The following is a 14,016-nucleotide window of genomic DNA, read 5'->3' as shown; positions in this document are numbered from 1 at the left end:
GGCACGGTAGTGACGTACGTCGCACGAAACAAGCCCGTTGACAGCAGAAACCTGGTCGTGCCACCGTCGAAACGCTTCACCGCTAGCGCCGACCTGAAGGGTTACCACGTGGTTTCCGAGTCTGTGCCCGCCGCCGATCGGCTGCCTTTCCACGACCCGGCGCTGCCTGCGCGCAAGCGCATCGACGACCTGCTCGGGCGGCTCACGCTCGACGAACGGATCGCGATGCTGCACCAGTACTCGCCCGCCGTGCCGCGGCTGGGGGTCGCCGCGTTCCGCACCGGGTCGGAGGCCCTGCACGGCGTCGCCTGGCTGGGTGTCGCCACCGTCTTCCCGCAGGCGGTCGGGCTGGGGGCGACCTGGGACGAGGAGCTGGTGCGCCGCGTCGCCGAGGCCACCTCGGTCGAGCTGAGGGCGTTCCACTACCACCGGTCGCCCGCCATCGGGTCGGGCGCGAACAGCCTGCAAGCGTGGGCGCCGGTGCTGAACCTGCTGCGCGACCCGCGCTGGGGCCGCAACGAGGAGGGTTACTCCGAGGACCCGCTGCACACCGCGCGGCTCGGCACCGCGTTCTGCCGGGGACTGACGGGCGACCACCACCGGTTCCTGCGCACGGCCCCCGTGCTCAAGCACTTCCTGGCCTACAACAACGAGGACGACCGGTGCGTCACGTCCTCCGGCGTGCGCCCGCGGGTGCTGCAGGAGTACGACCTCGCCGCCTTCCGCCCCGTGATCGCCTCCGGCGCCGCCACCGGTGCCATGGCCGCCTACAACCTGGTCAACGGCCGCCCGTGCCACGTCACCCCGCTCATCGAGACGGAGCTGCGCCGCTGGGCGGAGCCGACCGGCCACGACCTGTTCGTGGTGAGCGACGCGGAGGCACCGTCCAACCTGGTCGACCCCGAGCACTACTTCGACGACCACGCCGAGTCCCACGCGGCCGCGCTCAAGGCCGGCATCGACAGCTTCACCGACCACGGCGAGGACAGCGCCACCCCGTTCCGGCGGCTGAGCGAGGCACTGGACCGCGGCCTGATCGACGAGGCCGACGTGAACCGCGCGGTGCGGCGGCAGCTGGCGATCCGCTTCCGCCTCGGCGAGTTCGACCCCGGGCTCGACCCGTACGCCGCCATCGGCCCTGAGGTCATCGACTGCCAGGAACACCGCGCCCTCGCGCTCCGGGCCGCGACCGAGTCCGTGGTGCTGCTGCGCAACGACGGACTCCTGCCGCTCGACTCGGCCCGCACCCGGCGCATCGCCGTGGTCGGCCCGCTCGCCGGCGTGCTGTGCGAGGACTGGTACAGCGGCACGCTGCCGTACCAGGTCACGGTCGCCGACGGTCTCGCGGCGGTGCTCGGGGATCGCGGCGGCGAGGTGGTCGTCGCGGACGGCGCCGACCGGGTGGCGCTGCGCTCGCGCACCAGCGGCGAGCTGCTGGGCAAGACCGCGTTCGACGTCAGCGACTGGGGCGACGGCGTGCTGACGCTGCGGTCCGCGGAGACCGGGCGCTACCTGAGCCTCAAGAGCGCGGACGACTCACTGGCCGCCGACCAGGACCAGATCAAGAGCTGGGACGTCCGCGAGACGTTCCGCCTGGTGCCCGCGGACGACTCCGTGTTGCTCCAGAACGTGCTGACCGGCCGGTACGCCGTGGTCGACCCGGTCGACGGCCGGGTCAGCCTCAGCGCGGACGCACCGGAGTCCGCCGAGCGCTGGGAGCGCGAGCTGCTGCGCGACGGCACCGCCGAAGCACTGGCCGCCGCCGCGGCCGCGGACGTCGCGGTGGTGGTCCTCGGCAACCAGCCGCTGATCGACGGCCGCGAGACCGAGGACCGCACGGGCATCGCACTGCCCGCCGCCCAGGAGGCGCTGCTGCGCGCGGTCGCCGGAGTCCGCCGCGACACCGCGCTGGTCGTGATGAGCAGCTACCCCTACGCCCTGGACTGGGCCGACGAACACCTGCCCGCCGTGGTGTGGACCTCCCACGGCGGGCAGGAAACCGGCAGGGCGGTGGCCGCCGTCCTGCTCGGCGAGACCGACCCCGGCGGGCGCCTGCCGCAGACCTGGTACCGCAGCGACGACGAGCTGCCGCACCCGCTCGACTACGACATCATCAAGGCGGGCTGGACCTACCAGTACCACCGCGCCGCGCCGCTGTACCCGTTCGGCCACGGCCTCTCCTACACCGATTTCGCCCACCGCGACCTGATCCTGTCCGCGGACACCGTCACCGGGAACAGCGCGATCGACGTCTCGGTGACGCTCACCAACACCGGCGCCCGGACCGGCAGCGAGGTGGTCCAGCTCTACGTCCGCGCGCTCGGCACCCGCTACGAGGCGCCCCGGCTGCGACTCGCCGACTTCCGCAAGGTCTCCCTGGCCCCGGACGAGAGCCGCGTGCTCACCTTCCGGCTGTCCACCGACCAACTCGCCCACTGGGACGTGGCAACGGGTGCCTTCACCGCCGACCCCGGCGCCTACGAGGTGCTGATCGCCCGTTCCGCCGACAACGTCGTGCTCACCGCACCGCTCACCGTCGCCGGCCCGGCCCCAGCACCGCGCACCGCCGTCGGCCGCCGCGTCCTGGCCGTCGACTTCGACGACCACGACGGCGTGACCATCGTCGACGCCACCCGCACCACCGGCGACGCGGTCACCCCCGCCGACCCCGCTCGGCCCACGACCCTGCGGTTCTCCTCCGTCGACCTCTCCGGCGCGGTCCGGGTCGAGGCCGAGATCGCGTGGGAGAACGGCGATCCCGGCGAGCGCGTGGAGTTCTGGACGGACGAGGGACTGCTGGCGGAGATCCCGGTGCCGGTCACCGGTGGCCGCTACGAGTGGGCGACCGCGTCGGCCACGCTGCCCGCGCCGTTGTCCGGGGTGCACGACCTGCGGGTGAGGATGCACGGCACGTTCCGGCTCGCCGCGTTCCGCTTCTCGGCGGCCGGCTGAGACCGGTGGCCCGTCACCGGCGGGAGACGGGCCACCACCTTTCACCCGCCGAACGCACGCACCTGAGCCGGTTGCGACAAGGGCGCTGTCCGCGGAAACCCCGCGGGCAGCGCCCTTTGCCGTTGCTCCCCGGCGCTCAGCCGAAGGAGACGGAGTAGCTGTTGGTGTTGAAGTTGAGGCCACCGCTGGACGAGGTGATCTCGTAGCCGAACTGCACGGAACCCACGGTGACGTCACCGAACCAGCCCTGGCCCCGGATCCAGTTCATCACCGCCCTGATGTCGACCGACCCGGAGCCGGTGTTGGACGTGCGGACGAAGGAGAACACCGCGTTCGAGCCGTTCGAGCCGCGGTGGACGTCCCAGGTGTGGCCTCCCACCGAGATCGTCGTCAGCCGGGAGCCGATCGGGCCCACCGGACCGACCTTGTTCATCCACAGCATGATCTCGTAGGCGTTGTTGTCGGCCCAGATGTCGTAGGCGGTCGTGTAGGCGCCGGAGTTGGGGTACGAGACGTTGAAACTGCTCGACAGGCTCCCGAGCGAGCTGAGCCTGCGGTTCACCTGCCTCTCCGAGTGCGGGTAGGACTTGATCCCACCGGTGTTGGGGTGGTTCGCCCAGACACCCCAGTTGCTGTAGGAGTTGGCCCAGACGGTCTGGGGGCCGTAGCCGCTGCCCCACACGTTGTTGCGCACCGTGTATCCGCCGTTCGACCAGGTTCCCCACCTGTCCGAGGAACTCCAGGTCGCCGCCAGCGCGATGCCGGAGCCCAGCGAAACCGTCAGCACGGCCACCATCGCGACGATCAACGCACGCATCATCTTGATCATTTACTTGCCCTTCCGCGCATCATTGAACGGAATTCACGCCACGTCGCCGCGTATCAAATCGAAACGCTTCGACGAGCTATTCAGAATCTGGCACAGCCGAAATCCCGGCGTCAAGGGAACTTCCGCTGTTCGACGAATTCGCTCAATTCAGCGTCGATTTTCGACTGTTGTTCGACGGCGTCGGGGCACGGGAGATTCCGCGCGGCCCGGCTTCGGCCCAGCGCCGACGTACGCGAACGTCCTGCCCCGCACTACGATGATCGCCACCTGGTGACGCGATCCGAAGGGCGGGCATGATCACGATCAAGGAGGTCGCCCGCCACGCCGGCGTCTCGATCAGCACCGTCTCGTACGTGCTGAGCGGAAAACGGAGTATCTCCGAAGAGACGAAACGGCGCGTCGAGCAGAGCATCATCGCCCTCGGCTACCACCCGAACGCCGGTGCGCGTGCGCTCGCCTCCAACCGGTCACGCGTGATCGGCCTGATCGTGCCGTTGCGGTCCGACCACAACATGCCGGTCATCATGCAGTTCGTCTCGTCGATCGTGGCTTCGGCACGCGACTACGACTACGACGTGCTGCTGCTGACCAAGGAGGCCGGGCCCGGCGAGGCCCATCGGGTCACCGCGCGGTCCATGGCGGACGCGATCATCGTGATGGACGTGGAGAGCGCGGATCCGCGCGTTCCCGAACTGCGCACGGTCGACGCCCCGGTGGTCCTGCTCGGCATGCCCGACGACCACCAGGGCCTCAACTGCGTCGACCTCGACTTCGCCTCCGCCGGTAGACAGATGGTGGGCCACCTGGCCGATCGCGGGCACCGCTCGATCGCGCTGATCGGCTCACCGCCCGCCGTCTACGAACGCGGCACCAGCTACGCCGCCCGGCTGCTGGCCGGTTTCCAGCAGGAGACCGCCAAGCGGAACCTGCCTGCCTCGGTGCACTCGTGCGCAGCGGACTACGACGCGGTCTCGGCGTGTCTCGACGACGTACTGCGCCCCGAACGCGGCACCACCGGCCTGGTCGTGCACAACGAGGCGGCGCTCGGCTCGTTGCTGCTCGAACTGCGCCGCCGGTCGCTGAAGGTGCCCGCCGATCTGTCGGTGATCACGCTGTGCCCCGACGACGTCGCGCGCGGCCTGGCCGTGCCGCTCACCTCGATCGCCGTTCCCGCCGACGAACTGGGCGCGCTGGCCGTCGAGATGGTGACGGGCCGCCTCGAGCGGGAACACCCGCCGGAGATCCGCCTGCTCCAGCCGCAGCTGACCGACCGCGGCAGCACCTCCACCCGCTGACCACGACTTCCGGTCAGCCCGCCGCGACGATCCGCCACTGCTGGTTCGCGCTGTTGCTGTCGCTCCACTGCCCGAGGTTCGCGCTGCCCGACGCACGCCCCATGCCGTCCAGGTAGAGGCCGGTGGCCCGGTTCCTGACGCGCACGTCGTTGCCTCTGCTGGTGCCGGTCACCACCGTCCACTGCTGACTCGTGGCCGTGCTCCCGGCGCGCTGGCCCGCGTCGGCACCGTTCGCCGTGCGGCCGGCGCCGTCGAGGTAGAGACCGGTGACCACGTTCCTGAACCGCACGTAGGAACCGGCGTTCTCGACGACCCACCGCTGGCTGGCGCTGGTGCCGCCGGTGCCCTGGCCCGCCGCGGCGTCGGAGGTCCTGCCGAGACCGTCGACGTACCAACCGGTTCCGACGTTGCGGATCTCGACGGCGCCTGTGCTTCCGTCACCCAGGCCCCAGGCGTGCCGCAGCTGCTGCAACCCCGACGGGTTCGTCAGCGACAGCGTGGTGTTCGGGCCGCTCCCGCTCCTGGAGGTCATGCTGTACCAGTCGCCGTCGCGCAGGCCGGGCCAGTACACGCTGCCCATCCCGAGGCTGCGCAGCTTGGCACTGACGCCTCGGACGTAGTCGGCCATGTACGACCCGCTGGGGATGCTGTAGTCGATGGCGTCGAAGTACACGCCGTTCTTGGTGCCGGGCCCCATCGCGCCGCCCCACTCGGTGGCGATGGTGCGGGCGGCGTAACCACCGATGTAGCTCGCGATGTGGTCCGCCCACTGGGTTTCGCTCTCGAAACCGGCGAAGAACGAGTAGTCGTGCACGGCGAGCAGCGTGCCGTTCAGCCTGGTGTCGCCGCCGACCGCGGGAACGTTCTGGGCGAGGCCGGCGCCGTCGAGGATCACCCTGCCGCGCGGGACGGTGGAGTACCTGGCCAGCCAGGAGGTGTACATGTTGTTCAGGTCGGTGGTGCTGTAGCCGTGCGGTTCGTTGATGACCTCGAAGTAGGCGTTCGGGTTGCCGCCGTACTTCGCGATGGCCTTGTCCCACATCTGCTGGAACGCGGTCATGTTGGGCGGCCTTCCACCGGTGTGCGCCCAGTACGCGAGGATCACGTTGCCCTTGGTGAGTGCGGTGTCGATCGCGCCGGTGTAAGCACCCCAGTAGTTCGCCACGGTCGGCTCGTTGATCGGGATCCGCACCGTGTTGGCGCCGGTGATGGAGTACATCTGGCCGACGACGCGGTCCGCGACGGTGGCGGCAGAGGAGTAGGTGTCCGACGCGCTGAGCCCGGACGGGTACAGCACGCCGTTGACGAAGTTGTCCCTCTGGTCGGCCCAGTTCACGCCGCGGAACTGGCTCGTGGAGGCCTGCGCCTGGGGCGAGACCGCGGTGACCAGGCCCGCGACGAGCAGCAACGAGGCCAGCAGGCGTAAGGAGGTAAGCGCTTTCCAACGACTCATCGGCTGCTCCACAACGTTGTGTCACTCATCGCTGTCGTTCGAGCGCGGGCCGTGCTCGGTGAACCATGAGAGCAGCCAGGCGAAGTCGACGTCAACAAGATGAGCATGCTTATCTTGATGCTCGCCTGCATCACCGGCGCCGCCGGTGAGCACGGACGATTCCCCGTTCGACGGGTTGTACTGCTCGTTCGACGCCCATGTACGCTGGTTTCGACAAGCCAAAAGTCATACCCATGAAGGAGCCGTCCCGGTGGATGCCGATGCCGCGTACGCGCCGCCCGCCTCCTACCGGCCGGGCTACGAGCTGGTGGCCGAGCGGATTCTGCAGCTCATCGCGGAGCTGGAGCTGCGCCCCGGCGACCGGATGCCGACCGAGAACGAGCTGGCCGGCCGGATGGGGACCAGCCGGACCGTGGTGCGGGAGGCGGTGAAGATCCTCTCGGCGCTCGGGCGGGTGCGCGCGCAGAAGGGCCGCGGGCTCTACGTCGCCGACGACGAGGGCATGCTCGGTTCCTCCCGGTGGGGCGGCTTCTTCCTGCCCACCGACCTCGATCACGTCTACATGCTCTTCGAGTTCCGCCGGGTCCAGGAGACCGCGGCCGCGCGGCACGCCGCGACCCGCGCCACCCCCGCTGAGCTGCGCGCCATCGAACTCGCCGCCGACCTGTGCCGCGAGGGCCACCTGACCGGGCAGGCGGCGCTGTTCGACCGCGGGGACGACGAGTTCCACCTGGCCGTCGCGGCCGCCTCGCACAACCAGTTCCTCGTCGCGGCGGTGCGCGAGGCCCGCCGCCTGCAGCGCCAGTCCAACATCATCGGGATGAACGGCGCCGTCGGCAGCCACACCGCGGAGGCGGTGGACGAGCACGCCGCGATCTACCAGGCCATCCGCGGCGGCGACCCGGATGCCGCCGCCGCTGCCGCCGCCGTGCACGTGGACCGGACCCTCGAGGACTACCGCAGGGAGATCCAGCGCCGCGTCTTCGGCTGACCTGGACCCGTCTTCCAGATGTGTGCTACAACGTTTCCGGTGTGTCAGCGCAATGAATCGCACTAATACGCCACTGAACGTACGTGCCTGACGCCGTGAGCGTGCCGTCGCCACCGGCCACTCCTGGGCGAAGATCCTGACTGTCCACTGAGGACCAACCGGAGCCGCACCGCCGTCGGCGCCCGGTGATGACGCACGGCCGGTGTGCCTCAACGCCGGAGAACTCGATTAACCCCACCTTTCAATGATGAAACGAGGGTTGCGATGTTCAACAGCCAATCCCTGCGACGGCGGGCTCGTTCGGCGGCAGCCGTCCTGGCTGCCGCAGGACTCACAGCAACAACCCTCGCCGCCTCACCCGGCCCTGCCGCGGCGGCGGCGAGCACACTCGGTGCCGCGGCGGCCCAGAGCGGCCGGTACTTCGGGGCCGCGATCTCCCAGAGCCACCTCGGCGAATCGGCGTACGTGAACACGTGGAGCACGGAGTTCAACAGCGTCACACCGGAAAACGAGATGAAGTGGGACACCGTCGAGCCCAGCCCCAACCGGTTCAACTTCGGCCCGGCCGACCAGATCGTCAGTCAGGCGCGCAGCCGCGGCATGTCGGTCCGCGGCCACACCTTCGTGTGGTACCAGCAGATTCCCGACTGGGTGAGGAACCTGAACGGGAACGACCTGCGCGCCGCGATCGCGAACCACATCAACCAGGTGGCCGGTCACTGGAAGGGCCAGATCCACTCGTGGGACGTGGTGAACGAGGCGTTCGAGGAGAACGGATCCCGCCGCCAGTGGTTCGTCCAGCAGCGACTCGGCGACGGCTACATGGACGAGGCCTTCCGCACCGCCCGCGCCGCCGATCCCAACGCGAAGCTTTGTTACAACGACTACAACACCGACGGCATCAACGCGAAGAGCACCGGCATCTACAACATGGTGCGCGACTTCAAGTCCCGCGGGGTGCCGATCGACTGCGTCGGCTTCCAGAGCCACCTGAGCTCCGGCGCGAACCTGAGCAGCTACCAGGCGAACCTGCAGCGCTTCGCCGATCTCGGCGTCGACGTGCAGATCACCGAACTGGACGTCGGCGGCTCCGGCACCGGCCAGGCCGCGACCTACCGCACGGTGATCCAGGCCTGCATGGCCGTGACCCGCTGCACCGGAATCACTCCCTGGGGCGTCACGGACAAGTACTCGTGGCGCAACGACACCCCGTTGTTGTTCGACGGCAACTACAACAAGAAGCAGGCGTACACCGCGGTGCTCGACGCGCTCAACAGCGGCGGCGGTGGTGGCGGCAGTGGAACGCTGCGTGCCGTGGCCGCCGGCAGGTGCGCGGACGTGCCGAACTCGGCGACCGCCCCCGGCACGCAGCTGCAGATCTGGGACTGCCACAGCGGCACGAACCAGCAGTGGACCCGCGCGTCGTCCGGTGAGATCACGGTCTACACCGGCGACTCGAAGCGGTGCCTGGACACCTCGGGCACCGGGGCCGGGTCGAACACGGTCATCGCGAACTGCACCGGTGGCAACAACCAGAAGTGGAACGTCAACAGCAACGGCACGATCACGAACGTCCAGTCAGGACTGTGCCTCGACGTCAACGGCGCCGCGACCGCCAACGGCACCAGGGTGATCATCTGGTCCTGCAACGGTGGCGGCAACCAGCAGTGGGCCGGCCTGACCGGTCCCGGCCCCGGCCCCCTGCCGTCGCGCTACACGTGGAGTTCGAGCCAGCAGCTGATCTCGCCCAAGTCCGACGCGACGCACAACATCGCCGGCATCAAGGACCCGTCGGTGGTCTACCACAACGGGAAGTGGCACGTCTTCGCCAGCGTGGCGAACGCGGCGGGCTACAACATGGTGTACCTGAGCTTCACCGACTGGGCACAGGCGAGCGCGGCCTCCCACTTCTACCTCGACCGGTCCGGGATCGGCGCGGGCTACCGGGCGGCGCCGGAGGTGTTCTTCTTCGCACCGCAGAACCTCTGGTACCTCGTCTACCAGGACGGCAACGCCGCCTACTCCACCAACCCCGACATCAACAACCCGGCGGGGTGGACCGCGCCCAAGCACTTCTACCCGGAGATGCCGAAGATCATCCGGGACAACATCGGCAACGGGTACTGGGTCGACATGTGGGTCATCTGCGACACGGTGAACTGCCACCTGTTCTCCTCCGACGACAACGGCCACCTGTACCGGTCCCAGACCCCCGTCGGGAACTTCCCGAACGGCATGAGCGAGCCGGTCATCGCCGCCCAGGACCCCGACAGGTACAAGCTCTTCGAAGCGGCCAACGTGTACAAAGTGGACGGTTCCGACCAGTACCTCCTGCTGGTGGAGGCGATCGGGGCACAGGGCAGGTACTTCCGCTCCTGGAAGTCCGGCAGCATCTCCGGACCGTGGACGGCGCTGGCCGACGCGGAGGCCGCCCCGTTCGCGGGCCCGGCCAACGTCACGTTCCCCGGCGGCGCCTGGACCCGCGACATCAGCCACGGCGAGATGATCCGCACCGGCACCGACCAGACGCTGACCATCAGCCCGTGCCAGATCCGCTACCTGTACCAGGGCCGCGACCCGAACTCCGGCGGCGACTACAACAGCCTGCCGTGGCGGCTGGGCCTGCTCACGCAAACCAACTCCGCTTGCTGACCGGCTAGGAGACGACGTTGTCCAACCCCCCAGACGCCCAGGACGAACGCGCGCCTGCTCACCGGCGCAGGATCCGCAGGCGCACGCTGCTCGGCGGCGGACTCGCGGCGCTGGCCGCCCCCTCCCTGGCCGCCCCCTCCCTGGCCGGGCCCGCCTTTGCTGAAACCACAGCGACATCGGCGACCGGCGATGTCGGCGCGGCTGCATGGGTCGATCCGCCCAACGGCTATCCCGAGTGGAACAACAACATCGGGTACTTCCAGGTCAACTCCCAGCCCGCGCACGCCACGTTCATGCCGTACGCCGATCTCCAGCAGGCGCTGACCGGGGACCGCACGAACTCGCCGTTCCGGCTCGATCTGACCGGCACCTGGAAGTTCAAGCACGTCAACAAGCACGCGGACCGCGACCTGAACTTCTGGCGCACCGACTACAACGACGGCGGCTGGGCCAACCTCCCGGTGCCGTCCAGCTGGCAGCTGCACGGCTACGACAACCCGATCTACGTCAACGTCACGTACCCGTGGTGGGGCAACAACGGCCAGAACGAGAACACGCAGCCGCCGTTCGCGCCGTCGCGGGTCAGTCCCGTCGGTCAGTACCGCAGGACGTTCACCCTTCCTCCCACCTGGCAGGGGCGGCGGGTCAACATCCACTTCGAGGGTGTCAAGGCCGGGTTCTACCTGTGGGTCAACGGCACGAAGGTGGGGTATCGCGAGGGTTCGTACACGCCGTCCGAGTTCGACATCACCGACCAGGTCAGAGCGGGCTCGAACCTGATCGCGGTCGAGGTCTTCAAGTTCCCGGACGGGGACTGGCTTGAGGACCAGGACATGATCCGGCTGTCCGGGATCTTCCGGCCGGTCTGGCTCTACTCGCTGCCCTCCGCGCACCTGCGCGACTTCACGATCACCACCCCGCTGCGGGACAACTACACCAACGCGGATCTCGCGGTGGCGGTGGCCGTCCGCAACAACGGCGGTCAGCAACCGGGCACGTTCACGGTGGAAACCCAGCTGTACGACCACAACCGGCAACCCGTCTGGCCGGAACCGTTGCGGACACCGGTGAACTCCCCCTCGCCGGGCCAGGAAGCGACCGCACGCGGTTCGAAAGCGGTGCAGGGACCGAGGCTCTGGTCGGCGGAGCACCCGAACCTCTACACCGCCGTGCTGACGTTGCGCGACCCGTCCGGCGCGGTGACGCAGACCGTGTCGGCACGGGTCGGTTTCCGCGAGTTCGCGCTCAAGAACGGCCTCATGCGGATCAACGGCCAGCCGGTGTCGTTGCGCGGCACCAACCGGCACGAGATGGACCCGGACCGCGGGACCGCGCTGACCCGTGAGGACCAGATCCGCGACATCACGGTGATGAAGCAGCTCAACATCAACTCGGTGCGCACGTCGCATTACCCGAACAACACCGTGTTCTACGACCTCGCCGACGAGTACGGCCTGTACGTCGTGGACGAGGTCAACCTGGAGACACACGGGATCCGCGACAGCTACCCGGCCTCCAGGTCGGACTGGACCTCGAACGTCCTCGACCGCGCGGCCCAGATGGTCCACCGGGACAAGAACCACCCGTCGGTGATCATGTGGTCGCTCGGCAACGAGGCCGGTGGTGGCAGCAACTTCGTGACGATGCGCGACTGGATCCGCGCGGCCGACCCCACCCGGGTCATCCAGTACGAGGGCGACAACCGCCCCCAGGTCAGCGACATCCGCTCCGCCATGTACGAAAGCCCGGCGGGGGTGGCGAACCGGGCGCGGAACACGTCCGACACCCGGCCGTACGTGATGATCGAGTACACCCACTGCATGGGCAACTCCGGCGGCAACCTCAAGGAGTACTGGGACATCATCCGGGCGAACCCGATCCTGCAGGGCGGCTGGATCTGGGACTTCGTCGACCAGGCCCTCACCTGGAAGACCTCGTCCGGCGTCACGTACCTCGCCTACGGCGGCGACTGGGGCGACAACCCGAACGACGGTGCCTTCTGCGGCGACGGCATCGTCACCCCCGACCGGCGGATCAGCGGCAAGGGCGTCGAGGTCAAGCAGGTCTACCAGGCGATCAACGCCGACAACGCGGGCGCCGCGGGAACCGTGCGGATCACCAACGAGTACCTGTTCACCAACGTCAACGAGTTCGTCTGCACCTGGACGCTGCTCGCCGACGGCGCCGTTGTCCAAAGTGGAGAGCTCACCGCCGAGCAGGCCAACATCCCGCCGCTGTCGAACAAGACGGTGCAGGTGCCGATCCAGCGGCCGGCCAACCCGGCGCCCGGCGAGGAGCACTTCCTGCAGCTGTCGTTCAAGCTGCGGGCGGCGACGCCGTGGGCGGCTGCCGGTTTCGAGGTGGCCAAACAACAACTGCCGGTCAACCTCAGCAGCCCGCCGGTCGTGGCGACACCGGTCACGTCGGTGCCGGTGGTGACCGCCACCGAGACCGGCGACCGCGTCACCGTCACCGGCCAGGACTTCAGCGTGGTCATCGCGAAGGCGTCCGGCCTGATCACCTCCTACGACGCGATGGGCATGCGGCTGCTGAACTCCGGCCCACAGCCCAACTTCTGGCGGGCGCCGACCGACAACGACGTCGGCAACGGCCATCCGAACCGCAACGGCACGTGGCGCAACGCGGGCACCAACCGGACGGTGAGCAGGGTCGTGCTCGACCGGCCGTCCGACCGCGCGGCTCGGATCACCGTCAGCGGCACCCTGCCGACCAGCACCGTGTCGACGTTCACGACGACGTACACGATCTACGGCAACGGTGAGATCAAGGTCGACAACCTCCTGCACCCCGGATCGTCGGGCCTGCCCTACATCCCCGAGGTGGGCACGATGCTGTTCGTGCCGGGTGAGCTCTCCCGGCTGCACTACTACGGTCGCGGCCCGCACGAGAACCAGTGGGACCGCAGGACCGGCTCCGACGTCGGCGTGTACTCCTCGACCGTCGCCGAGCAGTGGACCGGCTATCTCCGGCCGCAGGAGAACGGCAACAAGACCGACGTCCGCTGGGTCGCCCTGGTCAACGGCAGCGGCCGCGGCCTGCTCGCGGCCGCCGAACCGCTGCTGGAGGTGAACGCGTCCTACTTCACCCCGGAGGACCTCTCGAAGGGGGTCCGGCACGACTACCAGCTGACCAGGCGGCAGGACGTGGTGCTGCGGCTGAACCTGCGGCAGACGGGCGTCGGCGGCAACGACAGCTGGGGCGCGCACCCGCTCGACACCTACAAGCTGTTCCCCAACCGGGACTACACCTACACGTACCGGTTGAAGCCGCTGCCCGACGTCGGCCAGGCGCTGGCGTTGTCCCGCAAGCCGGTCGGGACCGCCGGTGGTGGCACCGGCACGGTGCAGCCGGGGGTGGACTACCGGCTCGTCGCCCAGCACAGCAACAAGCTGGTCGACATCAACGGCGGCTCCACCGCGGCGGGTGCCGCCGCGATCCAGTGGGCGGCCACGGGCGGGCAGAACCAGGTGTTCGACTTCCTCGACTCCGGCGGCGGCTTCTACCGGGTCCGGGCCCGGCACAGCGGTCTCGTGCTCCAGGTCGCGAGTTCGAGCACCGGCGCCGACATCACGCAGCAGACCGACAGCAACGCGACCAGCCAGCAGTGGCAGGTCGTCGACCAGGGCCTGGGCGTGATCAGCCTGGTCAACCGGCAGAGCGGTCTCACCATGGACGTGTGGGAGGCCTCGACCGCCGACGGTGCCCGCATCTCGCAGTGGACCGCCGGCAGCGGACTGAACCAGCGGTTCGGCCTCCAACGGCTGTAGTGCCGGTCCGAACGTCCGGGAACGCCCGTCGCACGACCTTTTGGCCGTGTGACGGG

The 14,016-nt window shown here is 69.0% G+C and carries 8 protein-coding genes; 5 read left to right on the top strand and 3 right to left on the bottom strand.

All coding sequences use genetic code 11. The annotated features are described in order from the left end of the window. Positions 1 to 108: 108 nt before the first annotated feature. Entirely contained in the window at positions 109 to 2,952 is a 2,844-nt protein-coding gene (locus tag SK803_RS34400) for a glycoside hydrolase family 3 C-terminal domain-containing protein (RefSeq protein WP_319970352.1), read from the top strand. A gap of 136 nt (positions 2,953 to 3,088) precedes the next feature. Here SK803_RS34400 and SK803_RS34395 read toward each other — a convergent pair whose 3' ends face one another. Continuing rightward, complete coding sequence (locus SK803_RS34395; protein WP_319970351.1) at positions 3,089 to 3,781, bottom strand: glycoside hydrolase family 12 protein; 693 nt, start codon at positions 3,779 to 3,781, stop codon at positions 3,089 to 3,091. Positions 3,782 to 4,059: 278 nt separating this feature from the next. On the opposite strand from SK803_RS34395, the gene SK803_RS34390 reads away from it, so the two are divergent. Then, positions 4,060 to 5,076: a LacI family DNA-binding transcriptional regulator gene (locus SK803_RS34390; protein ID WP_455032251.1), complete on the top strand. Its 1,017-nt coding sequence runs from the start codon at positions 4,060 to 4,062 to the stop codon at positions 5,074 to 5,076. 13 nt (positions 5,077 to 5,089) lie between these two features. Here the strand turns inward: SK803_RS34390 and SK803_RS34385 are convergent, their stop codons facing one another. Together SK803_RS34385 and SK803_RS34380 are read right to left on the bottom strand one after the other, a co-directional pair. Beyond that, positions 5,090 to 6,529: an RICIN domain-containing protein gene (locus SK803_RS34385; RefSeq protein ID WP_319970349.1), complete on the bottom strand. Its 1,440-nt coding sequence runs from the start codon at positions 6,527 to 6,529 to the stop codon at positions 5,090 to 5,092. A 21-nt stretch (positions 6,530 to 6,550) separates the two neighbouring features. Next, positions 6,551 to 6,682 carry a hypothetical protein gene (locus SK803_RS34380; RefSeq protein ID WP_319970348.1) on the bottom strand — a complete coding sequence of 44 codons (132 nt, stop codon included), beginning with the start codon at positions 6,680 to 6,682 and terminating at the stop codon, positions 6,551 to 6,553. Positions 6,683 to 6,779: 97 nt separating this feature from the next. Between SK803_RS34380 and SK803_RS34375 the strand changes: the two genes are divergently transcribed. From SK803_RS34375 to SK803_RS34365, 3 genes are all read left to right on the top strand, one after another. After that, the gene (locus SK803_RS34375) at positions 6,780 to 7,520 is read left to right on the top strand and encodes a FadR/GntR family transcriptional regulator (RefSeq protein WP_319970347.1); all 741 of its coding nucleotides are present in this window, start codon (positions 6,780 to 6,782) and stop codon (positions 7,518 to 7,520) included. Between the two features lie 264 nt (positions 7,521 to 7,784). Beyond that, positions 7,785 to 10,172: a non-reducing end alpha-L-arabinofuranosidase family hydrolase gene (locus SK803_RS34370; protein WP_319970346.1), complete on the top strand. Its 2,388-nt coding sequence runs from the start codon at positions 7,785 to 7,787 to the stop codon at positions 10,170 to 10,172. 17 nt (positions 10,173 to 10,189) lie between these two features. Further along, on the top strand, positions 10,190 to 13,960 hold the full coding sequence (locus SK803_RS34365; RefSeq protein ID WP_319970345.1) for a glycoside hydrolase family 2 TIM barrel-domain containing protein: 3,771 nt from the start codon (positions 10,190 to 10,192) through the stop codon (positions 13,958 to 13,960). Positions 13,961 to 14,016: the final 56 nt, after the last annotated feature.

Source organism: Lentzea miocenica (assembly GCF_033949945.1).
In the GTDB taxonomy this organism is placed as follows: domain Bacteria; phylum Actinomycetota; class Actinomycetes; order Mycobacteriales; family Pseudonocardiaceae; genus Lentzea; species Lentzea miocenica.
The sequence above is the reverse complement of the archived record's forward strand: the minus strand, read 5'-3'. Positions and strand labels throughout refer to the sequence as shown.